We start from the raw sequence: 22,089 nt of genomic DNA on the forward strand, positions 1-22,089 counted from the left end.
TTGGTGTGGTTATTTCAATTAAGTATTAATACCTGTCAGAAGTGACAGTTGTAAGTGGCCTGTGCGACAACCTATCGTGTCTTCCAGTTCGTTCCCAAACTTTTGATTTCATGTTCTTACATTATTGGCTGCTATGCCTTTGTCTGATTCTAATACGCAATAATCAGGGAGACCGTCATGGACACTGACGATATAAAAACAGAAGATAATGCTGATGGAATACCAGAGAAATTGCATGTTGTCGAAAATGGAGAGCTTATAGTGTGTTCTGCCGATCGCATTCCGGTCGAGGACATTGACGAAAATGATGGCAACCCGTTTTCAACAGTAATATTGCATGTGAGTTATCCGGATTTAATCATGCCGTGGGAGGCAAAACTTTCAGTAGATTACTCCTGGAATCCATCAGGTACTATGTTTACTTGTCAGGCAAAGCGTTATGCCGCAACCGATAATGGCAGGAATAAGGGTAATGTCTACTTGAGTTTTAGCTCGGCAGGGAATTGGCCGGAAAGAGAGTTGACAAACGATAATGCGATTCAGGATGGTTACTGGCATAACATCACTGGCGGAGGTTCCGTAACGGGTAACAAACGTTCGGCCGATGTACAGTTCAAGTTTACGTATGATCATGAATTCAATTCCGATAAGTCGAAATCCATCTCGGTAAATTTCAGATTTGAAGTTGACTTCGGGCCTCCCGTGATCACAAACCCTCAGGTTGTACATTCACCGCTACCGCAGATAAGTGGGACAGGCTATTCAGGCGCATTGGTTAAACTATATGAGTATGATCAACGTGAGTTGGTGGTCGGCACTGCGACGGTGGATACCAATGGCAGGTGGACGGCGCCCCTGACAAAGCCTCTTTCGATGACCGAGAGCTTTTCAATGACAGCGTTGCAGCTCTATGAGGATGTACCCTCTCGCTGGGCGGTCTATACCAATTTTGCAGTTCTATTCGCACCGAAAATTATCTGCGTAAGTGTTGATTCAGCCCGTAGACCCAGTGTCCACGGCGAGGGTGGACTCAAGGACGCCAAACTTGAGATCTGGCTTGAAGACAAAAGCAAGGGTATTCAGTTAACCACGACTGTTCGGCAGGATGGCACTTGGGCGGCTATGAGCGGTGAAGCGTGGGCCCCAGGTCAACATTTGATCACTGCGAAACAGGTCGGAACGGTCAGCGGAAAAAGTTCTGCCTGGTCAGATACCAAAGTCGTCAGTGTTAAACCGCCTGCGCCGCAGATCGAATTTCCCCCCGACGACAGCTCGGTAAAACAGGAACTGAAGATCACGGGTGTCTGGCCCGAGAGTGCCACTCTGCAGATATTCACTGAAACAGACGAACCGGTTGCTGGCAGCTTCAATGGCTCCACTCGCACTTTCACACCGGCGGGAGAGTGGGCGGTAGGCCTCACGAATATCAAGGCTGTGCAAACTGTGGGCGGTGTGGCATCTGATCCAAGCCGATCTGTATTTGTCAAGGTTCGACCCTCCAGTCCGATTATCGAGCCTCCCCCCGTTCCGGTTGCAGCCAGGCAGACACTGAGCATCAAATCCGTTTCACTCGGTGCTACCTTGCTGGAAATGTTCAACGAAGTTGACGCCAGAGTGGCCGGCAAATTTACGGACAGCGGGACGACCCGTACCTTTACTCCCGCGCAAGACTGGTCGGTTTCCACTCAAGTCAAGGTTGTGCAGACCGTGAACGGTATGTCCTCAAAGGCAAGCGAGCTGGTGCCGATTGTGGTGACATTGTTCATTGCTTCGCCACCTTACCCGGCAGCAGAGAAAGAGGTGCTGGCCATCAGTTTCGCTTCATCTGCTAATAACGACTTGCGAATGTTCACGCAGGCAGGCGGACCGATTGCAGGCTCCTTCACGGACAGCGTTCCCGTCCGCTATTTCACCCCAACGGCGGCGTGGAAGGCGGGAAAGACCACGGTCAAGGTCGTGCAGACCGTGGGAAACGTCGCCAATACAAGCAATCTGGTTACCGTTGCGGTGCGACCCTTCAAACTGTCGATTGCTGCTCCCCCGAGCTTCGTGGGCGAGACATACGAACTGACCCTTGTGGATGCTCCATCTGTCAATGCCCCTGGCACGTTGCAAATGTTGACCGAAGCAGGCGCCACGGTGACTGGTGAATTCAGCACTGGAACCCCTCGCAGGTTCAAACCGTCACCACCGTGGCCAGCGGGCAAGAATGCGGTCATGGCCGTGTGGACCGTGGACGAAGTGCCATCCGATCCAAGCTCGGTGGTTACCGTTGCGGTGCGACACCCCAGTCCGATCATCGAGCCTCCCCCCGTTCCGATTGCAGCCAGGCAGACACTGAGCATCAAATCCGTTTTACTCGATGCTACCTTGCTGGAAATGTTCAACGAAGTTGACGAAAGAGTGGCGGGCGAATTTACGGACAGCGGGACGACCCGTACCTTTACTCCCGCGCAAGACTGGTCGGTGTCCACTCTAGTCAAGGTCGTGCAGACCGTGAACGGTATGTCCTCCAAGGCAAGCGAGCTGGTGCCGATTGTGGTGACATTGTTCATGGCTCCGCCACCTTACCCGGCAGCAGAGAAAGAGGTGCTGGCCATCAGTTTCGCTTTATCCGCTAATAACAACTTGCGAATGTTCACGCAGGCAGGCGGACCGGTTGCAGGCTCCATCACAGACAACGGTCCCGTTCGCTACTTCACCCCGACGGCGGCGTGGAAGGCGGGAAAGACCACGGTCAAGGTCGTGCAGACCGTGGGAAACGTCGCCAATACAAGCAATCTGGTTACCGTTGCGGTGCGACCCTCCAAACTGTCGATTGCTGCTCCCCCGAGCCTCGTGAGCAAGACATACGAATTGACCCTTGTGGGCGCTTCATCTGTCAACGCCCCCGGCAAATTGCAAATGTTGACCGAAGCAGGCGACACGGTGACTGGTGAATTCAGCACTGGAACCCCTCGCAAGTTCAAACCGTCACCACCGTGGCCAGCGGGCAGGAATGCGGTCATGGCCGTGCGGACCGTGGACGACGTGCCATCCGATCCAAGCAGCGTGGTTACCTTTTTGGTGAAACCCTCCCAGCCGGAAATCGACCAGCCACCGAAACCGGCCCTGCCGAGACAGAGTCTGAACATTACCAGCGTGGAGCCCGGTGCCGTTACCTTCGAAATGTTTACCGAGAAGGGCGGGGTGATTAAAGGTGATTTTACGGGAGTCGGCGCGTCTCGTACCTTCACACCCACTGAGGACTGGACAGGCACGCTCAAAATCAGGGTCGTGCAAACTGTTGACGGTTCCGCGTCGGAGCTAAGCGCGTTGGTTACGGTGTACGCACCCCCCAAAAAACCGGAAATCGAACAACCCCCCATACCTGCAGCATCGCTCCAGAACCTGACCATCACCAAGGGCGGTTCAGGCGCTGATTACACTCTGAGAATGTTCACGGAAGCAGGCAATATCGTGGAAGGTGCATTTAAGTCAAACGGTAATATCGCCACCTTCACGCCGTGGTTCCCTTGGCCGTCGGGCAGGATCCCGGTCAAGGTCGTGCATACCATTAGCGGCGTGAGTTCCGAGCCGAGCGATCTGGTTTTTGTTGCAACGCGCCCCTATAAACCGCTCATCCGACAGCCAAATAACCCGGTCACTCCGAAACAGCAACTGACCATTACCAGCATAGTAACCGGTGACGTCACCCTGCAAATGCTCACAGAGGACGGCGAAACGGTGCCGGGTTATTTTGATGGTAGTGGCAACTCGCGTACCTTCACACCCGCTATTGACTGGTCAGGAACCACCAAGGTCAAGGCTGTCCAGGCAGTGGATGACCTGTTTTCCGACCCAAGCGATCCGGTCACCGTAACGGTGAAAACGAAACCACCCAAACCGCACCTCACTCAACCACTACCGAACTCCAGCCATTTAGCCAATCTCGCGGTGGAAGGAACTTGCGAAGCGGGGGCAACAGTGGAGGTGCAGTACGCCAGCGGTATTGCGCTGGAGGGTGAAATGAGTTACGTCCAGACGCAGTGGTCTTTCAAACATCCTTGGGAGCCAGGCCAACAGCAGATCAAAGCGGTGCAAACGTCAGGCGGTCTGACATCCGATCCAACGGATATGCTGGATTTTTACATCAGACCGCCGCAAGCCGTCATCGAGCAACCGGATACCCCGGTCGCGGTGAGAGGTGAACTGAAAATAAGTGACGTATGGTCAGGTGTCGTCGCATTACGTCTGTTGACACAGACGGATGTCCGGGTCGACGGGGAGTTTGCCGGTGACGGTGCGACTCGCACTTTCATACCCGATGCGGACTGGACGCCCGGCGAAAACATCGTCTACGTCATACAAACAGTAAACGACGTGGACTCCGACCCCAGTGACCCCTGCACCTTTACCGTGGAGGCAGAGGACAGGCCCGATGCCCCTCGATTCCAGCAACCGCAGTTGGGTGGCAGAACCTCAAGGTTCCCCACCATCGAGGTCGTCGGTCTGCCGGGCGCATTGCATACCGTGCGCCTTGAAGGGGGAGCGACGTTGCACGAAGGCACAGCGAACGCGGATGGCAGCCTCGTATTTACGGTCGTAGAACCGTTGGTGCCTGGCGCTATCTCCCTTGAGGCTAAACAAGCCAGTAACGGACCCGATTCCGATTGGAGTACGCCGCATCTGTTCACGGTCAAAGCACCGCCGCAAACACCGGCTATCGAAGCGCCACTGGCGAATTCCGAGACCTCACGCTATCCCAGGTTCCGAGGCACAGGTGAAACGGGAGGGCAGATCGTTCTGCATTATGCGCATGATCCCCAGGAGTGGTTTACCTCTGTCGACGGTTCGACTCGATGGAGCTGGACTGCAGAGCAGGCGTGGTCTCTCGGAGACCACAGCATACAGGCCCGGCAGACAGTTGATGGCGACTGCTCCGACTGGACTGAGGCTCGCTCTTTCAAGGTGCGCGAGTCCCGATACGCCATTGGCGACGCCAACCCGGCCATGGGTACGCCGGTGGTGGGCACTGAGCAGAGCGTGCTGTTGCGGGTGCAGGTGATTTCCGGTGTCACCGGGGCGGTGGCCGATGGCGTGGAGGTGGAATGGCGCATTAACGGCGAGCAGGAGCTGCTGGCGACAACGCAGACCGACGTCGAGGGGTGGACTTGTTATCGCTATACCCCTGAAACGGCGGGCAAGCATGAAATCCTCGCTGACATTACCCAGGAAAACGCCGGCGTCGTCATGACCGAACTCTACGAAGTGAACGCCGTGCTGCACGATGACTGGGCACAGGCCGCGGAGCTTTATCTGGACGGCCAGCGAGTTGATCTGGCTGTGAGCGACCTGATGCTGTTGAGAAAAAGTCAGCCTTACAAGCTTGAACTCAAGGTCAATGACGGCAGTGTTCTGATCGGCTCCACCGTCACTTTGCAAAACCTCTGGGGCGCGAAGGAACGTGGCTTGAGCTTTGTTCCAGACCTGGGAGTCGGGCAGACGATACAGGCAGGGGTACCAGTGCATTGGTCTGTTTTTGCTGAGGAGGGCACTAGCGGAATCTTCGGTTTGAGCCTGAGCAGTCCGCTGATGTCCGACTGGCAATTGCCAGCGTACGTGGAAGCGGGGGATTTGGCTGAGGCTGTGAAGGTTGATCTCGATACATTCCCACAGCTGTTTGGCGGCGACCCGGCGTTCCCTTGTATTGGGGCGACACATACCGTAACCGTGCGACCTCAGGATCACAGTTTCTTGCTTGGCCACGACGTGGTGCTGGAGTTGAGTGCGCAAGCGGCTGACCTTGGCGTTACCGTGAGTCCGACCACCCCGCAGACACTTGGCGATGACGGTGTGAGCTGGTCGTTGAACTGCATCGACAGCAGCCAGGCCGGTAACTTTGCGGTGTGGTTGAAGGTGCCGACCCGGGATTTCAATTCATTGGAGCTGCCGATGTCTCTGGGGCATAACAAGGTCAACATATCTGAAAGATTCGGCCCTCAGGAAATGGGAGGTTCGGCTTCTTACTGGAGGTATGGCATTCGCGTCGCTTCCACCTTTACGGGACAACCTGCGGGGGCGGTGCCGGTGACTGTCGCGGTGACTGGCAAGCCAACGGTGGAACGCCTGACTACTTTCGATGGTTGGATATATGTCAGTTACTACAGTGGCGAATCGGCAAGATTTACCATTCGCAACCGCTATGACGGAAGCAGTGTCTGACAAACGTTGGTGCGCCGGATGAAGTCAGCGCCTTTTCTCGCCAGAGGAAAGGCGTTTTCATTTTTGCAGGTGAAACATCCTGAATATCAGCCCAGAGCCGCCAATTGTTCGATCGTCTGTGGAAAACGCTCAACCAGACGAATCAGCGTTGTTGCCTGAGCATTGGGTGTGGCACGACCCTGCTCCCAGTTTTCGAGCGTGCGGGTGTTGGTGCGCAGATACATCGCAAATACCGAGCGAGAGAGATTGAGCTGTTGACGGATGGCGACCACTTCTTCGGTGGTGATCGGCATCAGTCTAGCGCCGAATAGCGATAGCGGCGGGGTGTCAGGTGATGAAGAGGTTGAATGTGCCGACGTATTCGCGAGCAGGCTCGCTCCCACAGTGATGCGGGGTGGCACAGAATCTGTGAACGACACACATCCTGTAGGAGTGAGCCTGCTCGCGATAGCGTAGTGTCAGGCACTGAAGAGGGTGGATGTGCCGACGCCATCGTCGGAACGCCGCCCGGAGCAGGCTCGCTCCCACAGTGATCCGGGGTGGTTACAGACTTTGTGAACACCATCGAAACCTGCGGGAGCCAGGCTTGCCCGCGAAGGCGTCGGCGCAAGCGCTCGAGAGGTTGAATCCGACAAAAACAAAAACGGCACCCGAAGGTGCCGTTTTCATTTGTAGCCAGCCAAGCTATCAGCCCGCCAGACCCGCCTGCTGAATCAGGGTCAGCAATGGCTGCGGGTACACACCCAGGAAGAACGCAACCAGGGCGATGGCCAGCAGCATCACGCCGCCTGCCTTCTGTTCCCAGTGCAGCTGGGCGTCGTGGCGACGCAGGTTTGGCTCGATCAGGTACAGGGTGACCATCACGCGCAGGTAGTAGAAGACGCCGATGGCGCTGCCCAGTACCAGCGAACCCACCAACCACCACTGATGCGATTCAACACCGGTAGCGATGATGTAGAACTTGCCGATGAAGCCAGCGGTCAGCGGGATACCGGCCAGCGACAGCATCATTACGGTCAGCACGGCGGTCAGGTACGGACGACGCCAGAACAGGCCGCGGTACTCGTACAGTGCATCCGCGTCACGGCCGTTGTACGGCGAGGACATCAGGGTGATCACGCCGAAGGCGCCGAGGCTGGTGATCACGTAGGTGACCAGGTACACGCCGATGGCTTCCACCGCCAGACCCTTGCTCGCCACCAGTGCGATCAGCAGGTAGCCGAAGTGCGCGATGGACGAGTAACCGAGCAGACGCTTGAGGTTGCTCTGGGTCAGGGCCAGCAGGTTACCGAACAGGATCGAGGCGATGGCGATGACGGTCAGCACGTCGCTCAGCACGCCACTGCTCGCAGCAGGGGAGATTTGGAACAGACGCACCATCACCGCAAACACCGCGACCTTCGACGCAGTGGCGAGGAACGCCGCCACCGGTGCCGGAGCACCTTCGTAGACGTCTGGCGTCCACAGGTGGAACGGTACCAGCGACAGCTTGAACGCCAGACCGATCAGCATCATGCCCAGGCCCAGTTGCGCCAGCGAGCTAGGCAGGCCAGTCGCAGCCAGAGCCTGACCGATACCAACGAAGCTCAGCGAACCCGAGTCGGCATAGAGCAGCGCCATACCGAACAACAGGAACGCGGAACCGGCGGCCGACAGCACCATGTACTTGATGCCGGCTTCCAGCGAACGCTTGTTGAAGAAGGCGTAAGCCACCAGACCGTAAACCGGTACCGAGAGCAGTTCCAGACCGATGAACAAACCGGCCAGGTGCTGCGCGCTGACCAGAACCAGACCACCAGCAGCGGCCATCAGGATCAGCAAGTAGAGTTCTTCACGGTTGCCCGGGTAACCCGACCCGCCATCACCCAAGTAGGCGTGGGCGAGGGTGACGCAGGCGAGGGTGGCGACCAGGATCAGCGCCATGTACAGGCAAGCGAAGGTGTCGATTTGCAGCAATGGGGTCACGGCCAGAGGCGCAACTTTCAGGGCTGGCAGGATCGACAGCAAGGCCAGGTTCAGACCGGCGACCGAGATCAGAAAGGTCTGCGAGTGGTTGCGGCGCCAGGCGATTGCCAGCATCACCACGATAATGGTGAGGCTGGTGATCAACAGTGGCGCAAGCGCAATAAAGTGTTGAATCGTGAATTCCATAGCGCTCTTACCGGGCCGAAGCGAGTTGAGTGAAGGCGGTGCCGAGCCACTGCTGCACGCCATGCATCGTGGCGGCAGAGGTGTCGAGGAACGGTTGCGGGTAGACGCCGAGGTAAATCAGCAGCACCGCAAGGCCCAGCACCATGATCAGTTCGCGAGCGTCCATACCGTGCAGGATCGAATCCGATTTCGCCGGACCGAAGTAGGCACGGTGGATCATGATCAGCGAGTAGACCGAACCGAACACCAGACCGGAAGTGGCAATCGCAGTGATCCAAGGCCAGCTGGCGAAAGAGCCGATCAGGATCAGGAACTCGCCGACGAAGTTACCGGTACCCGGCAGACCCAACGAGGCGGCTGCAAAGAACAGGCTGATCGCCGGCAGGTAGGCGATACGCGACCACACGCCGCCCATCTCACGCATGTCACGAGTGTGCAGACGCTCGTACAACTGACCGCTGAGGATAAACAGTGCCGCCGCCGACACACCGTGCGCCAGCATCTGGATCACGGCACCTTGCAGGGCCAGCTGGCTGCCGGAGTAGATGCCGATCAACACGAAGCCCATGTGGGAAACGGAAGAGAAGGCAATCAGACGCTTGATGTCGGTTTGTGCGAAAGCGAGGAACGCACCGTAGAAGATCCCGATCAGACCGAGGGTCATGGCGATCGGCGCGAACTCGGCCGAAGCATTCGGGAACAGCGGCAGGGCGAAACGCAGCAGACCGTAAGCAGCGGTTTTCAGCAAGATACCGGCGAGGTCGACGGAACCAGCGGTCGGCGCCTGGGCGTGGGCATCAGGCAACCACGAGTGGAATGGCACCACTGGCAGCTTGACCGCGAAGGCGATGAAGAAGCCGAGCATCAGGATGTACTCGGTGGTCATCGACATCTTGGTTTTCAACAGGTCGGCGTAGTTGAAAGTAATCACGCCAGTGTTGTTGAAGTTGACCAGCACCAGACCGAGGATCGCCACCAGCATGATCAGGCCGGACGCCTGAGTGAAGATGAAGAACTTGGTCGCTGCGTAGATCCGGGTTTTCTTGCCGTCCGAAGAACTGTGACCCCAGAGCGCGATGAGGAAGTACATCGGCACCAGCATCATTTCCCAGAAGAAGAAGAACATGAACAGGTCGAGGGCGAGGAATACGCCGACAACGCCGCCCAGGATCCACATCAGGTTCAGGTGGAAGAAGCCAACGTGACGTTGAATCTCTTTCCACGAGCAGAGTACCGAGAGGATACCCAGCAGACCGGTCAGCAGGATCATCAACAGCGACAGGCCGTCGAGGGCCAGGTGCACGTTGATGCCGAAGCGCTGGATCCAGACATGCTTGAACTCAAGCGCCCAGGTCGGATCGGCGCCAGGCGCCGGAGCAAATGAATAGTTGCCGGTAGCCCACAGCCAGAGGCCGATCGCGAGCAACAGGGACATGGTGATCAGCGCAATCCAGCGGGGCAGGGTAGCGCCGAAGCGCTCACCCATCCAGCACAGCAGGCCGCCGATGAAGGGGATCAGGATTAGCCAAGGCAGAATCATGACGGGCTCGTTTCCTTTCGCAAATTCGCAAGGTTCATATCAGACCGCTACCAGCACGATGGCGCCGATTACCAGCACGGCACCAGCAGCCATCGAAGCAGCGTACCAACGCAGTTGACCGGTCTCGGTGCGGCTCAGGGCAGTGTGACCACCCTTGGCCATACGCGGGATCAGACCGATGGTCTGGTCGAGCGGGTCTTTGCGCAGTACGTGGCTGATCGCCAGGTAAGGCTTGACGAACAGTTTGTCGTAGATCCAGTCGAAGCCCCAGGCAGCGAACCACCAGGCCGAAAGGAAACGGCCGATGCCGCTGTTGGCGATCGCCGTGACGAAGCGACGCTTGCCGAGGAACAGCAGCGCTGCCAGCAGGATACCGGCCAGGGCGATGGCGCCCGAAGCGATTTCCAGACTGTGCTTGGCTTCGCCACCGGCATGGCCAACGCTTTCTGGCAGCACACCGTGCAGCGGTGGCACGATCATCGCGCCGACGAACGTCGACAGCACGATCAGCACCGACAGTGGCAGCCAGTGAGCGATGCCGTGACCGGCGTGGGCTTCAGTCTTGGCTTCACCGTGGAACGTGATGAAGATCAGGCGGAAGGTGTACAGCGAAGTCATGAACGCGCCGACCAGACCTGCGTAGAGCAGACCGTGGTTGCCGCTGGCGAACGCTTCCCAAAGGATTTCGTCCTTGGAGTAGAAGCCGGCGGTGACCAGTGGCAGAGCGGCGAGGGCAGCACCACCGACGATGAAGCTGGCGTAGGCCAGTGGCAGTTTTTTCCACAGACCGCCCATCTTGAAGATGTTCTGCTCGTGGTGGCAGGCAACGATCACCGCACCGGAAGCAAGGAACAACAGGGCCTTGAAGAAGGCGTGGGTCATCAGGTGGAAAATCGCGCCATCCCAGGCGCCAACGCCCAGCGCCAGGAACATGTAGCCGATCTGGCTCATGGTCGAGTAGGCGAGGATACGTTTGATGTCGGTTTGAACCAGTGCGGCGAAACCTGCCAGAACCAGCGTCACACCGCCGACGATGCCGACCAGGTGGAGAATTTCCGGCGCCAGGGTGAACAGACCGTGGGTACGGGCGATCAGGTAAACACCAGCGGTCACCATGGTTGCGGCGTGGATCAGTGCCGAAACCGGGGTCGGGCCAGCCATCGCGTCCGCGAGCCAGGTTTGCAGCGGCAGTTGTGCCGATTTACCGACCGCACCACCCAGCAGCATCAGGGTCGCCAGGGTGATCCAGAAGTCGCCGACCTGGAATTTCTGCGGTGCCAGCACCAGCAGTTCCTGGATGTTCAACGTGCCCACTTGCTGGAACAGGATGAACAGGCCGATGGCCATGAACACGTCGCCGATCCGGGTCACGATGAAGGCCTTGAGTGCGGCGTTACCGTTGTTGCGGTTGCTGTAGTAGAAACCGATCAACAGGTACGAGCACAGGCCCACGCCTTCCCAGCCGAAGTACAGGAACAACAGGTTATCGCCGAGTACCAGGAACAGCATGCTGGCGATAAACAAGTTGGTGTACGAGAAGAAGCGCGAGTAACCCGCTTCACCGCGCATGTACCAAGAGGCGAACAGGTGGATCAGGAAGCCGACGCCAACGACCACGCCAAGCATGGTGATCGACAGGCCGTCGACGTAGAGGGCGAAGTCAGGCTTGAAGCCTTCGACCGCCATCCACTTCCACAGCACCAGGGTGTAGTGACCGCCTTCGGGTGGTGCGACGTTGAATTGCCAGATGACGTAGGCGGCGACAATCGCCGACAAGCCAATGGAACCCACGCCGATCAGCGCCGAGAGGTTTTCCGACCAGCGTCCACGGGAGAACGACAGCAGCAGGAAACCGATCAGAGGGAATACGAAAGTCAGAAAGATCAGGTTCATCCGCGCATCTCACTGGCAGCGTCGATATCGAGCGTGTGGAAGCGGCGATACAGTTGCAGCAGGATCGCCAGACCAATACTGGCCTCGGCGGCTGCAAGGCTGATCACCAGGATGAACATGATCTGTCCATCCGGCTGGCCCCAACGGGCGCCTGCAACAATGAACGCCAGTGCAGAGGCGTTCATCATTACTTCCAGACTCATCAACACGAACAAAATGTTGCGGCGGACCATCAGGCCGACCAGACCAAGGCAGAACAGGATGCCGGCAACCGCCAGACCATGTTCGAGAGGGATAGCAGGCATGTCTTACTCCTTCGCCTCGTTACGGCCCAAATGGAACGCCGTGACGGCTGCAGCAAGCAGCAGCATCGAGGCGAGTTCGACCACCAGCAGGTACGGGCCAAACAGGCTGATGCCCACGGCTTTCGCGTCTACGGTGGTGTGGCCGATGGCCTGGCCGCTCTGGTGAGCGAACAGCACATACAGCAGTTCGGCCAGCAGCAGCGCGGCGAGAATCACCGGGCCGGCCCAGATGCCGGGCTTGAGCCAGACGCGTTCTTGCTGAACCGAGGCCGGGCCGAGGTTGAGCATCATCACCACGAACACGAACAGCACCATGATGGCGCCAGCGTAAGCGATCACTTCCAGCACGCCGGCGAACGGTGCGCCGAGTGCGAAGAAGGTCATGGCCACGGCGATCAACGAGATGATCAGGTAGAGCAGGGCGTGCACAGGGTTGGTGTTGGTGACTACGCGAAGCGTGGACACAACAGCGATACCCGATGCGAAATAGAAAGCGAATTCCATCGTTCTTCCTTAAGGCAGCAAGCTCTTCACGTTGATCGGTTCGGCTTCGTTCTGCGCGGAGCCTTTCGGCTTGCCAGCGATTGCCATACCTGCAACACGATAGAAGTTGTAATCAGGGTTTTTGCCGGGGCCGGAGATCAACAGATCTTCTTTCTCGTACACCAGGTCCTGACGTTTGAACTCGGCCATCTCGAAATCCGGAGTCAACTGGATTGCGGTGGTCGGACAGGCTTCCTCGCAGAGACCGCAGAAAATGCAGCGCGAGAAGTTGATACGGAAGAAGTCCGGGTACCAGCGACCGTCTTCGGTTTCAGCTTTCTGCAGCGAGATGCAACCCACCGGGCAAGCCACGGCGCACAGGTTGCAGGCTACGCAACGCTCTTCGCCATCGGGATCGCGGGTCAGGACGATGCGACCACGGTAGCGTGGTGGCAGGTAGACCGCTTCTTCCGGGTATTGCAGGGTGTCGCGCTTGCGAAAACCATGGCCGAAGACCATGACCAGGCTGCGCAACTGGGTACCAGTACCCTTAACGATGTCGCCAATATATTTGAACATGGGTCAAATCCTCACTGAACCGCGACTGCAGGCGTGTTCCACAACACGACCGCAGCGGTCACCAGCAAATTGATCAGGGTCAGTGGCAGGCAGAATTTCCAGCTGAAATCCATCACCTGGTCATAACGCGGACGCGGGATAGAGGCGCGCAGCAGGATGAACAGCATGATGAAGAACGCGGTCTTCAATGCGAACCAGACGAACGCCAGTTGCGGCAAGATGCCGAACGGACCGTGCCAGCCACCGAAGAACAGGGTGACCAGCAGCGCCGAGATCAGGATGATGCCGATGTATTCACCGACGAAGAACATGCCCCATTTCATACCGGCGTATTCAATGTGGTAACCGTCGGCCAGTTCCTGTTCCGCTTCCGGCTGGTCGAACGGGTGACGGTGAGTCACGGCGACGCCAGCGATGAAGAAGGTACAGAAGCCGAAGAACTGCGGAATGATGAACCACAGGTTCTGCGCCTGGTACTCGACGATGTCGCGCATGTTGAACGAGCCGACCTGGACCACGATGCCCATCAGGGCCAGGCCCATGAACACTTCGTAGGACACGGTCTGCGCCGACGCACGCAAGCTGCCGAGCAGGGCGAACTTGTTGTTACTCGACCAACCGGCGAACAACACCGCGTAGACCGACAGACCGGCCATGGCGAAGAAGAACAGCAGGCCGATGTTCAGATCCGCGACGCCCCAGGTCGGGGTGATCGGGATAATCGCAAAGGCGATCAGCAAGGCCGACATGGCCACCACCGGTGCCAAAGTGAAGATCACTTTGTCGGCAAACGGCGGGGTCCAGTCTTCCTTGAAGAACATCTTCAGCATGTCGGCGGCGATCTGGAACATACCGAACGGGCCAACGCGGTTCGGACCGTAACGGTCCTGCCACCAGCCCAGCAGGCGACGTTCGACAAAGCTGAGCAACGCGCCTGCAACCACAACGGCCAGCAGAATCACGATGGCTTTGACGACCGAGAGGATCACATCGATCACTTCAGGGGTGAACCAGGTCATTGCGCTGCCTCCTGCAGACCGTCGACGGATACGCCGGCGAATGCCGGTGGAATGCCGGCGATGCCCGCAGGCAATGCCACCAGACCGGCGCCCAGTTCTTCATTGATGCGCAGCGGCAGACGCAGGGTCTGACCGGCCACGTTCAGGCTCAGCAGGGCACCGTCGTTGACGCCCAGACGATCCGCTTCGGACTTGGCCAGAGCCACGTATGGAGCCGGAATGCGCTCTTGAACCGGTGCGGCTTTCGAAGAGTTTTCTTCGCTGCCGAACAGGTGGAAGAACGGCACGGCTTGCCAGGTGCCCGGCGCCGGGTTGAATGCGCGCGGTGCTGCAGCGAACCAGTTCAGTGAATCACCGGTGCTTTCGATCAGGCGGGTGCCCGGGTCACCGGCTCGGATGTGACCACCGACTTCGTCCTGGAACTTGTTCCACGCTTGTGGCGAGTTCCAGCCCGGCGACCATGCGAATGGCACTTGCTGACGCGGTTCGGTAGAGCCCGAGTAACCTTCCATGGAGAAGGCAAACGCGGTGTCTTTGTCTTGCGGGGTGCGTGGTTCGTGAACGCTGATGTCGGCGCGCATCGCGGTGCGACCGGAATAACGCAGCGGCTCACGTGCCAGTTTCAGACCCTTGATGCGGAATGCCGCCGATGGTGCAGCGTCGACGATACGCGCCAGTTGCTCGGTGCTCGAAGCAACGGCAGCGGTGACGTGGTCGAGTTGCGTCCAGTCGATCGGCTGGTTCAGCAGGGTCGCGCGCAGGGCGTGCAGCCAGCGCCAGCCTTCGTGAACCAGAATGCTCGCGTCCATGTATTGCGGGTCGAAAACCTGGAAGAAGCGCTGGGCGCGACCTTCCTGGCTGACCAGCGTACCGTCGCCTTCAGCGAAGCTTGCCGCTGGCAGGACCAGGTGCGCGCGGTCGCTGGTAGCCGTCTTCTGATGGTCAGCAACGATCACCACTTGCGCAGCGTTCAGTGCGGCATCGACTTTTTCTTTGGCGGTGCGGGTGTACAGATCGTTTTCCAGCACAACGATCGCGTCAGCCTTACCGTCGATGACGGCTTGCAGCGCAGCGTCGACCGATTCGCCACCGAGCATGGCCAGGCCAAGGCTGTTGGCTTCCGGCACGATCAGGCTGATCGAACCGTTTTTCTCGCGCAGCTTCAGCGCCTTGGCGATGTTCGCCGCGGCTTCGATCAAGGCTTTGGAGCCCAGCGAAGTACCGGCGATGATCAGCGGACGTTTTGCCGCGAGCAGGGCGTCGGCAATGCGCTTGGCCAGTTCCAGTGCTTCGGCGTCCAGACCTTCAACGGCCGGGGCGCTGGCGTCCAGAGCGTGAGCCACGGCGAAACCGATGCGCGCCAAGTCGTCAGGCGCGGCGTGTACGCATTCTTCAGCGATGTCGTCGAGCTTGGTTTCAGCGAGGCTGGCGATGAACAGCGGGTTCAGCGCGTGCTGACCGATGTTCTTCACCGCAGCGTCGAGCCAAGGCTGAACACGCATGGCTTCGGCCATATCTTCGGCCTTGCCTTTGACCGATTGACGCAGCGACAGCGCCACACGGGCGGCGGTCTGGGTCAGGTCTTCGCCAAGCACGAAGATCGCATCGTGGTCTTCGATGTCGCGCATGTTCGGCACTGGCAGCGGGCTGTCTTTCAGCACTTGCAGGACCAGACGGATGCGCTCCAGTTCGGAGGCTTCGATACCCGAGTAGAAGTGCTCGGCGCCGACCAGTTCGCGCAACGCGTAGTTGCTTTCGAGGCTGGCGCGCGGCGAACCGATACCGACGATGTTGCGACCGCGCAGCAAGTCAGCAGCTTTATCCAGTGCAGCATCCAGACCGAGCTTGGTGCCGTCGGCCAGCAGCGGCTGACGTGGACGGTCGGTGCGGTTGACGTAGCCATAACCGAAACGGCCACGGTCGCAGAGGAAGTACTGGTTCACCGAACCGTTGAAACGGTTTTCGATGCGACGCAGTTCGCCGTAACGCTCGCCCGGGGAGATGTTGCAACCGCTCGAGCAGCCATGGCAGATGCTCGGCGCGAACTGCATGTCCCACTTGCGGTTGTAGCGCTCGGAGTGAGTCTTGTCGGTGAACACACCGGTCGGGCAGACCTCGGTGAGGTTGCCGGAGAACTCGCTTTCGAGGGTGCCGTCTTCAACGCGACCGAAGTACACGTTGTCGTGGGCGCCGAACACACCGAGGTCGGTGCCGCCGGCGTAATCCTTGTAGAAACGCACGCAGCGGTAGCAAGCGATGCAGCGGTTCATTTCGTGGGAAATGAACGGCCCCAGTTGCTGGTTCTGGTGGGTGCGTTTGGTGAAGCGATAACGGCGCTCGTTGTGGCCGGTCATCACTGTCATGTCTTGCAGGTGGCAATGACCGCCTTCTTCGCACACAGGGCAGTCGTGCGGGTGGTTGGTCATCAGCCATTCAACAACACTGGCGCGGAACGCCTTGGACTCTTCATCTTCGATGGAGATCCAGGTGTTGTCGGTGGCCGGGGTCATGCAGGACATGACGATGCGACCACGGGTGTCGTTCTCGTCGGTGTACTGCTTGACCGCGCACTGGCGGCAAGCCCCGACGCTACCAAGCGCGGGGTGCCAGCAGAAATAAGGGATGTCGAGGCCCAGCGACAGACATGCCTGTAACAGGTTGTCTGCCCCGTCGACTTCGAGCGCTTTGCCGTCTACGTGGATAGTGGCCATGGTTCAAAGGTCTTCGTTGGCCCGGTGTCAGCGGGCGTGGCTAATGGAATCTTGTTATCCGTCCGAATCCAGTCAGCCCCGAAAGGCGTCATCGGACGAAAGGCGAAGGGCACGGACCCTTCGCCTTTTTAAGCGTTTACGCGCCGATTACGATCGGCCTTGCCAGAGGCGGGACGGCGGCGCTGACTGGCGCGATACCGGCTTCGAACTCTGGACGGAAGTATTTGATGGCACTGCCCAACGGTTCCACTGCACCCGGTGCGTGAGCACAGAAGGTCTTGCCCGGGCCGAGGAAGTTGACCAGACCCAGCAGGGTCTCGATGTCGCCTGGCTGACCGCGACCTTGTTCGATGGCCATCAAGAGCTTGACGCTCCATGGCAAACCATCGCGGCACGGGGTGCAGAAACCGCACGACTCGCGAGCGAAGAACTGCTCCATGTTGCGCAGCAAGGAGACCATGTTGACGCTGTCGTCCACCGCCATGGCCAGGCCGGTACCCATACGGGTGCCCACTTTGGCGATGCCGCCGGCGTACATTTGTGCGTCGAGGTGTTCTGGCAGAAGGAAACCGGTACCGGCGCCGCCTGGCTGCCAGGCCTTGAGCTTGAAGCCGTCGCGCATGCCGCCGGCGTAGTCTTCGAACAACTCGCGACCGGTAACGCCGAAAGGCAGTTCCCACAGGCCCGGGTTTTTGACTTTGCCGGAGAAGCCCATGAGCTTGGTGCCCATGTCTTCGCTGCCTTCGCGGGCCAACGATTTGTACCAGTCAACGCCGTCGGCAATGATCGCCGGCACGTTGCACAGGGTTTCCACGTTGTTCACGCAGGTCGGCTTGCCCCACACGCCAACAGCGGCAGGGAAGGGCGGCTTGGAGCGCGGGTTGGCGCGGCGGCCTTCGAGGGAGTTGATCAGTGCAGTTTCTTCACCGCAGATGTAACGCCCGGCGCCGGTGTGGACGAACAACTCGAAATCGAAGCCGCTGCCGAGAATGTTCTTGCCCAGCAGGCCCGCAGCCTTGGCTTCTTCCACGGCACGGTTCAAGTGCTTGGCTGCCGTGGTGTATTCGCCACGCAGGAAGATGTAGCCACGGTAGGTTTTCAGCGCGCGAGCACTGATCAGCATGCCTTCGATCAGCAGATGGGGCAGTTGCTCCATCAGCATGCGGTCTTTCCAGGTGTTCGGCTCCATTTCATCCGCGTTGCACAGCAGGTAGCGGATGTTGATGGATTCGTCTTTGGGCATCAGGCCCCACTTCACGCCAGTGGGGAAGCCTGCACCGCCGCGACCTTTCAAGCCTGCGTCTTTCACGGTCTGGACGATGGCGTCCTGATCCATGTCGGCGAAGGCTTTGCGCGCAGCGGCGTAACCGTTTTTGGCCTGGTACTCGTCGAGCCAAACGGCTTCGCCGTCGTCACGCAGACGCCAGGTCAGCGGGTGAGTCTCGGCCGAACGCTGAATGCGGTTGGCAGGACCGAAAGATGTCAGGGTCATACGTAGCCCTCGAGCAGTTTGGCGACGCCAGCAGGCTGCACATCACCAAAAGTGTCGTCGTCGATCATCAGCGCCGGTGCCTTGTCGCAGTTGCCGAGGCAGCAGACAGGCAGCAGGGTGAAACGACCGTCGGTGGTGGTCTGACCCAGGCCGATGCCCAGATTGTTCTGGATTTCGCTGACCACCGACTCGTGGCCGCCGATGTAGCAGACCATGCTGTCGCAGACGCGAATGATGTGACGGCCAACCGGCTGACGGAAAATCTGGCTATAGAACGTCGCCACACCTTCAACGTCGCTGGCCGGGATGCCGAGGATCTCGCCGATCGCGTACAGGGCGCCATCCGGCACCCAGCCGCGTTCTTTCTGAACGATCTTCAGGGCTTCGATCGACGCCGCGCGCGGGTCTTCGTAGTGATGCAGCTCGTGCTCGATGGCCGAGCGCTCGGTTTCACTGAGGGTGAAACGGTCTGTCTGGATAAGCGTGCTGTTCATGCTTAGCGGTCCACGTCGGCCATAACGAAATCGATACTACCCAGGTACGCAATCATGTCCGCGACCATGCTGCCTTTGATCACCGAAGGGATCTGTTGCAGATGCGGGAAGCTTGGAGTGCGGATCCGGGTACGGTAGCTCATGGTGCCGCCGTCGCTCGTCAGGTAATAACTGTTGATGCCCTTGGTCGCTTCGATCATCTGGAAGGATTCGTTGGCCGGCATCACCGGGCCCCACGAAACTTGCAGGAAGTGTGTGATCAAGGTTTCGATGTGCTGCAGCGTGCGCTCTTTCGGCGGCGGCGTGGTCAGCGGGTGATCCGCCTTGTACGGGCCTTCCGGCATGTTGCGCATGCACTGGTCGATGATCTTGATGCTCTGGCGCATCTCTTCGACGCGGACCATGCAGCGGTCGTAGGCATCGCCGTTGGCAGCCAGCGGTACTTCGAACTCGAAGTTCTCGTAGCCGGAGTACGGACGCGCCTTACGCAGGTCGAAATCGCAACCGGTCGAACGCAGGCCAGCACCGGTGACGCCCCATTCCAGGGCTTCTTTGGTGTTGTACTGGGCGACGCCGATGGTACGACCCTTGAGGATGCTGTTCTGCAGGGCAGCCTTGGTGTATTCGTCGAGGCGTTTTGGCAGCCATTCAACGAAGTCTTTCACCAGTTTTTCCCAGCCGCGCGGCAGGTCGTGGGCAACACCACCGATGCGGTACCAGGCCGGGTGCAGACGGAAACCGGTAATGGCTTCGATCACCGTGTACGCCTTCTGGCGGTCGGTGAAGGTGAAGAACACCGGAGTCATGGCGCCGACGTCCTGGATGTAAGTCCCGAGGAACAGCAGGTGGCTGGTGATCCGGAAGAACTCGGCCATCATGATGCGGATGACGTCGACCTTCTCAGGCACCTTGATGCCGGCCAGCTTCTCGACCGAGAGCACGTACGGCAGGTTGTTCATCACGCCGCCGAGGTAGTCGATACGGTCGGTGTACGGAATGAAACTGTGCCACGACTGACGCTCGGCCATCTTCTCGGCACCACGGTGGTGGTAACCGATGTCCGGCACGCAGTCGACGATCTCTTCGCCGTCCAGTTGCAGAATGATGCGGAACGCACCGTGCGCGGAAGGGTGGTTCGGGCCGAGGTTGAGGAACATGTAGTCCTCGTTCGGGCCGGAGCGCTTCATGCCCCAGTCTTCAGGACGGAAGCGCGCGGCTTCTTCCTCAAGCTGTTGCTTGGCGAGATTGAGGCTGTACGGATCGAATTCGGTGGCGCGCGCCGGGAAGTCCTTGCGCAGCGGGTGACCTTCCCAAGTCGGCGGCATCATGATGCGCGACAGGTGCGGGTGGCCTTTGAAGTCGATGCCGAACATGTCCCAGACTTCACGCTCGTACCAGTTGGCGTTCGGCCAGATGCCGGTGACGGTCGGCAAGCTGAGGTCGCTCTCGGACAAGGCAACCTTGATCATCACGTCACTATTACGCTCCAGCGACATGAGGTGATAGAACACGGTGAACTCGGCGTCCGATGGCAGCCCTTGACGCTTGGTGCGCAGACGCTCGTCCACGCCGTGCAGGTCATAGAGCATGACGTACGGCTTGGGCAGGTTGCGCAGGAAGGTCAGGACTTCGACGAGTCTGGCACGCGCCACCCACAGCACCGGCATGCCGGTGCGGGTCGACTGAGCGGTGAACGCTTCGGCGCCAAAACGGTTGTTCAATTCAACGACCACATCCTGGTCGTCTGCCTTATAAGGCGGGATGTACAGAGCACTGCCTGTAGTCATGGTTATTTTTTCGCTTTCGGTCAACGTAAAGAATGAAGCCAGCTTCTCGTTTCTTTGTCAGAACAGATCTGGATCAGACTTCGTCAGGGCTGCGCAGGTTGGTGACTGCGATTCGCTGTTCGCGGCGCTCTTCCTTTTGCGAAGGCATGTCGGCGCGATAAACGCCTTGATCGCCAACGACCCAGGAAAGCGGACGACGCTCCTTGCCGATCGATTCCTGCAACAGCATCAAGCCTTGCAGAAATGCTTCCGGACGAGGAGGGCAGCCAGGTACGTAGACGTCCACGGGCAGGAACTTGTCCACCCCTTGAACCACAGAGTAGATGTCGTACATGCCACCGGAGTTAGCGCACGAACCCATGGAGATAACCCACTTCGGCTCGAGCATTTGCTCGTAGAGACGCTGAATGATCGGCGCCATCTTGATGAAGCAGGTCCCGGCGATAACCATGAAGTCGGCCTGACGCGGTGATGCCCGGATCACTTCGGCGCCAAAGCGCGCGATGTCGTGGGGCGCCGTGAAGGCGGTGGTCATTTCCACGTAGCAGCACGACAAGCCAAAGTTGTACGGCCACAGGGAGTTCTTACGTCCCCAGTTGACCGCGCCACTCAGCACGTCTTCCAGCTTGCCCATGAAAATGTTTTTGTGGACTTGATCTTCTAACGGATCGGAAACGGTTTCCCGTTCGCCAATCGGATATTGCTCGTTAGGAGCATCGGGGTCGATCCTGGTGAGATTGTATTGCATTGCCAAAGCCTCATTGTTTCAGCTTCGCCTGCCGCTTGCGACGAGCTTCCGGAGCCCAGTCAAGGGCGCCCACTCGGAACAGGTAGACAAGACCTGCCAACAGAATTGCTATGAAAACGAGAGCTTCGACGAATCCGGTCCAGCCGCTTTCGCGGACGGACACAGACCATGCAAAGAGAAAGAGGGCTTCGATATCGAAGATCACGAAGAGCATCGCGACCAGATAGAATTTGGCTGAGAGCCGCAAGCGGGCGCCACCGGTAGGTAGCATGCCCGACTCGAACGGTTCGTTTTTGCTGCGGCCCCAGGCTTTTGACCCAAGGAGGCTGGAGACGCCAAGCATGAAGGCACACAGGCCGACGACACCCAGAAGGAAAATGGCAAAGCCCCAGTTGTGGGCCATGAGTCCTGTCGCTTCGGGCATGCTGGTAATCCTTAACAGAGAGCAAAGGTCTCTGAGCTTGATAAAGAAATAGGCAGTGACGATATGTCGCAGCAATCAATCGCGCTGATTTTATGGCTAAACACCCTGCAAGTAAAATTCCTATAGCGAAATTATTTATTGGAATAAGGACATAGCGCGTCTCCAATGCCCTGCAGCCCATGCGTTGCGGGCATTAGGCGGGTTTATGCAAATAATGTTTTGTAGGGAATGTAACGAACATAGTTGCAGCTAAATGATA

General features: G+C 58.6%; 14 protein-coding genes and 1 pseudogene. 1 reads left to right on the top strand and 14 read right to left on the bottom strand.

The genetic code is table 11. From position 1 onward, the window contains the following. The first annotated feature begins 177 nt into the window (after positions 1-177). Positions 178-6,204 (top strand): hypothetical protein, encoded by a 6,027-nt coding sequence (locus F8N44_RS10890; RefSeq protein WP_150650302.1) that lies wholly within the window; start codon positions 178-180, stop codon positions 6,202-6,204. Positions 6,205-6,290: 86 nt separating this feature from the next. Here the strand turns inward: F8N44_RS10890 and F8N44_RS10895 are convergent. The 14 genes and pseudogenes from F8N44_RS10895 to F8N44_RS10960 all read right to left on the bottom strand — a co-directional run. Beyond that, a pseudogene (locus F8N44_RS10895) lies at positions 6,291-6,503 on the bottom strand (helix-turn-helix domain-containing protein); the annotation flags it as partial. A 388-nt stretch (positions 6,504-6,891) separates the two neighbouring features. After that, entirely contained in the window at positions 6,892-8,355 is a 1,464-nt protein-coding gene (gene nuoN, locus F8N44_RS10900; protein ID WP_150650303.1) for an NADH-quinone oxidoreductase subunit NuoN, read from the bottom strand. Between the two features lie 7 nt (positions 8,356-8,362). Continuing rightward, positions 8,363-9,895 carry an NADH-quinone oxidoreductase subunit M gene (gene nuoM, locus F8N44_RS10905; RefSeq protein WP_150650304.1) on the bottom strand — a complete coding sequence of 511 codons (1,533 nt, stop codon included), beginning with the start codon at positions 9,893-9,895 and terminating at the stop codon, positions 8,363-8,365. Between the two features lie 39 nt (positions 9,896-9,934). Further along, positions 9,935-11,788, bottom strand: coding sequence for an NADH-quinone oxidoreductase subunit L (gene nuoL / locus F8N44_RS10910; protein ID WP_123450781.1), 1,854 nt, complete (start codon positions 11,786-11,788; stop codon positions 9,935-9,937). Then, positions 11,785-12,093 (bottom strand): NADH-quinone oxidoreductase subunit NuoK, encoded by a 309-nt coding sequence (gene nuoK / locus F8N44_RS10915; protein ID WP_003223790.1) that lies wholly within the window; start codon positions 12,091-12,093, stop codon positions 11,785-11,787. Before nuoK ends, nuoL begins: the two co-directional genes overlap by 4 nt. A gap of 3 nt (positions 12,094-12,096) precedes the next feature. Continuing rightward, entirely contained in the window at positions 12,097-12,597 is a 501-nt protein-coding gene (gene nuoJ / locus F8N44_RS10920) for an NADH-quinone oxidoreductase subunit J (RefSeq protein ID WP_007920176.1), read from the bottom strand. Positions 12,598-12,606: 9 nt separating this feature from the next. Continuing rightward, positions 12,607-13,155: an NADH-quinone oxidoreductase subunit NuoI gene (nuoI, locus tag F8N44_RS10925; protein WP_007920177.1), complete on the bottom strand. Its 549-nt coding sequence runs from the start codon at positions 13,153-13,155 to the stop codon at positions 12,607-12,609. 11 nt (positions 13,156-13,166) lie between these two features. Then, positions 13,167-14,174, bottom strand: coding sequence for an NADH-quinone oxidoreductase subunit NuoH (gene nuoH / locus F8N44_RS10930; protein ID WP_007920179.1), 1,008 nt, complete (start codon positions 14,172-14,174; stop codon positions 13,167-13,169). Continuing rightward, the gene (gene nuoG / locus F8N44_RS10935; RefSeq protein WP_150650305.1) at positions 14,171-16,885 is read right to left on the bottom strand and encodes an NADH-quinone oxidoreductase subunit NuoG; all 2,715 of its coding nucleotides are present in this window, start codon (positions 16,883-16,885) and stop codon (positions 14,171-14,173) included. Before nuoG ends, nuoH begins: the two co-directional genes overlap by 4 nt. A gap of 136 nt (positions 16,886-17,021) precedes the next feature. Next, positions 17,022-18,377: an NADH-quinone oxidoreductase subunit NuoF gene (gene nuoF, locus F8N44_RS10940; protein WP_007920184.1), complete on the bottom strand. Its 1,356-nt coding sequence runs from the start codon at positions 18,375-18,377 to the stop codon at positions 17,022-17,024. Beyond that, on the bottom strand, positions 18,374-18,871 hold the full coding sequence (nuoE, locus tag F8N44_RS10945) for an NADH-quinone oxidoreductase subunit NuoE (protein ID WP_007920186.1): 498 nt from the start codon (positions 18,869-18,871) through the stop codon (positions 18,374-18,376). Before nuoE ends, nuoF begins: the two co-directional genes overlap by 4 nt. 2 nt (positions 18,872-18,873) lie before the next feature. Then, complete coding sequence (nuoC, locus tag F8N44_RS10950; protein ID WP_122843739.1) at positions 18,874-20,658, bottom strand: NADH-quinone oxidoreductase subunit C/D; 1,785 nt, start codon at positions 20,656-20,658, stop codon at positions 18,874-18,876. A gap of 73 nt (positions 20,659-20,731) precedes the next feature. Next, on the bottom strand, positions 20,732-21,406 hold the full coding sequence (locus F8N44_RS10955) for a NuoB/complex I 20 kDa subunit family protein (RefSeq protein WP_007920192.1): 675 nt from the start codon (positions 21,404-21,406) through the stop codon (positions 20,732-20,734). Positions 21,407-21,416: 10 nt separating this feature from the next. Then, positions 21,417-21,830 carry an NADH-quinone oxidoreductase subunit A gene (locus F8N44_RS10960; RefSeq protein ID WP_003223812.1) on the bottom strand — a complete coding sequence of 138 codons (414 nt, stop codon included), beginning with the start codon at positions 21,828-21,830 and terminating at the stop codon, positions 21,417-21,419. Positions 21,831-22,089 lie beyond the last annotated feature (259 nt).

It is taken from the genome of Pseudomonas fluorescens (assembly GCF_902497745.1).
Lineage (GTDB): Bacteria > Pseudomonadota > Gammaproteobacteria > Pseudomonadales > Pseudomonadaceae > Aquipseudomonas > Aquipseudomonas fluorescens_BM.

Excerpts from the sequence above, each read along its gene's own strand:
- F8N44_RS10890 (WP_150650302.1), top strand. The coding sequence starts at position 178 with ATGGACACTGACGATATAAAAACAGAAGATAATGCTGATGGAATACCA.
- nuoN (WP_150650303.1), bottom strand. The coding sequence starts at position 8,355 with ATGGAATTCACGATTCAACACTTTATTGCGCTTGCGCCACTGTTGATC.
- nuoM (WP_150650304.1), bottom strand. The coding sequence starts at position 9,895 with ATGATTCTGCCTTGGCTAATCCTGATCCCCTTCATCGGCGGCCTGCTG.
- nuoL (WP_123450781.1), bottom strand. The coding sequence starts at position 11,788 with ATGAACCTGATCTTTCTGACTTTCGTATTCCCTCTGATCGGTTTCCTG.
- nuoK (WP_003223790.1), bottom strand. The coding sequence starts at position 12,093 with ATGCCTGCTATCCCTCTCGAACATGGTCTGGCGGTTGCCGGCATCCTG.
- nuoJ (WP_007920176.1), bottom strand. The coding sequence starts at position 12,597 with ATGGAATTCGCTTTCTATTTCGCATCGGGTATCGCTGTTGTGTCCACG.
- nuoI (WP_007920177.1), bottom strand. The coding sequence starts at position 13,155 with ATGTTCAAATATATTGGCGACATCGTTAAGGGTACTGGTACCCAGTTG.
- nuoH (WP_007920179.1), bottom strand. The coding sequence starts at position 14,174 with ATGACCTGGTTCACCCCTGAAGTGATCGATGTGATCCTCTCGGTCGTC.
- nuoG (WP_150650305.1), bottom strand. The coding sequence starts at position 16,885 with ATGGCCACTATCCACGTAGACGGCAAAGCGCTCGAAGTCGACGGGGCA.
- nuoF (WP_007920184.1), bottom strand. The coding sequence starts at position 18,377 with ATGACCCTGACATCTTTCGGTCCTGCCAACCGCATTCAGCGTTCGGCC.
- nuoE (WP_007920186.1), bottom strand. The coding sequence starts at position 18,871 with ATGAACAGCACGCTTATCCAGACAGACCGTTTCACCCTCAGTGAAACC.
- nuoC (WP_122843739.1), bottom strand. The coding sequence starts at position 20,658 with ATGACTACAGGCAGTGCTCTGTACATCCCGCCTTATAAGGCAGACGAC.
- F8N44_RS10955 (WP_007920192.1), bottom strand. The coding sequence starts at position 21,406 with ATGCAATACAATCTCACCAGGATCGACCCCGATGCTCCTAACGAGCAA.
- F8N44_RS10960 (WP_003223812.1), bottom strand. The coding sequence starts at position 21,830 with ATGCCCGAAGCGACAGGACTCATGGCCCACAACTGGGGCTTTGCCATT.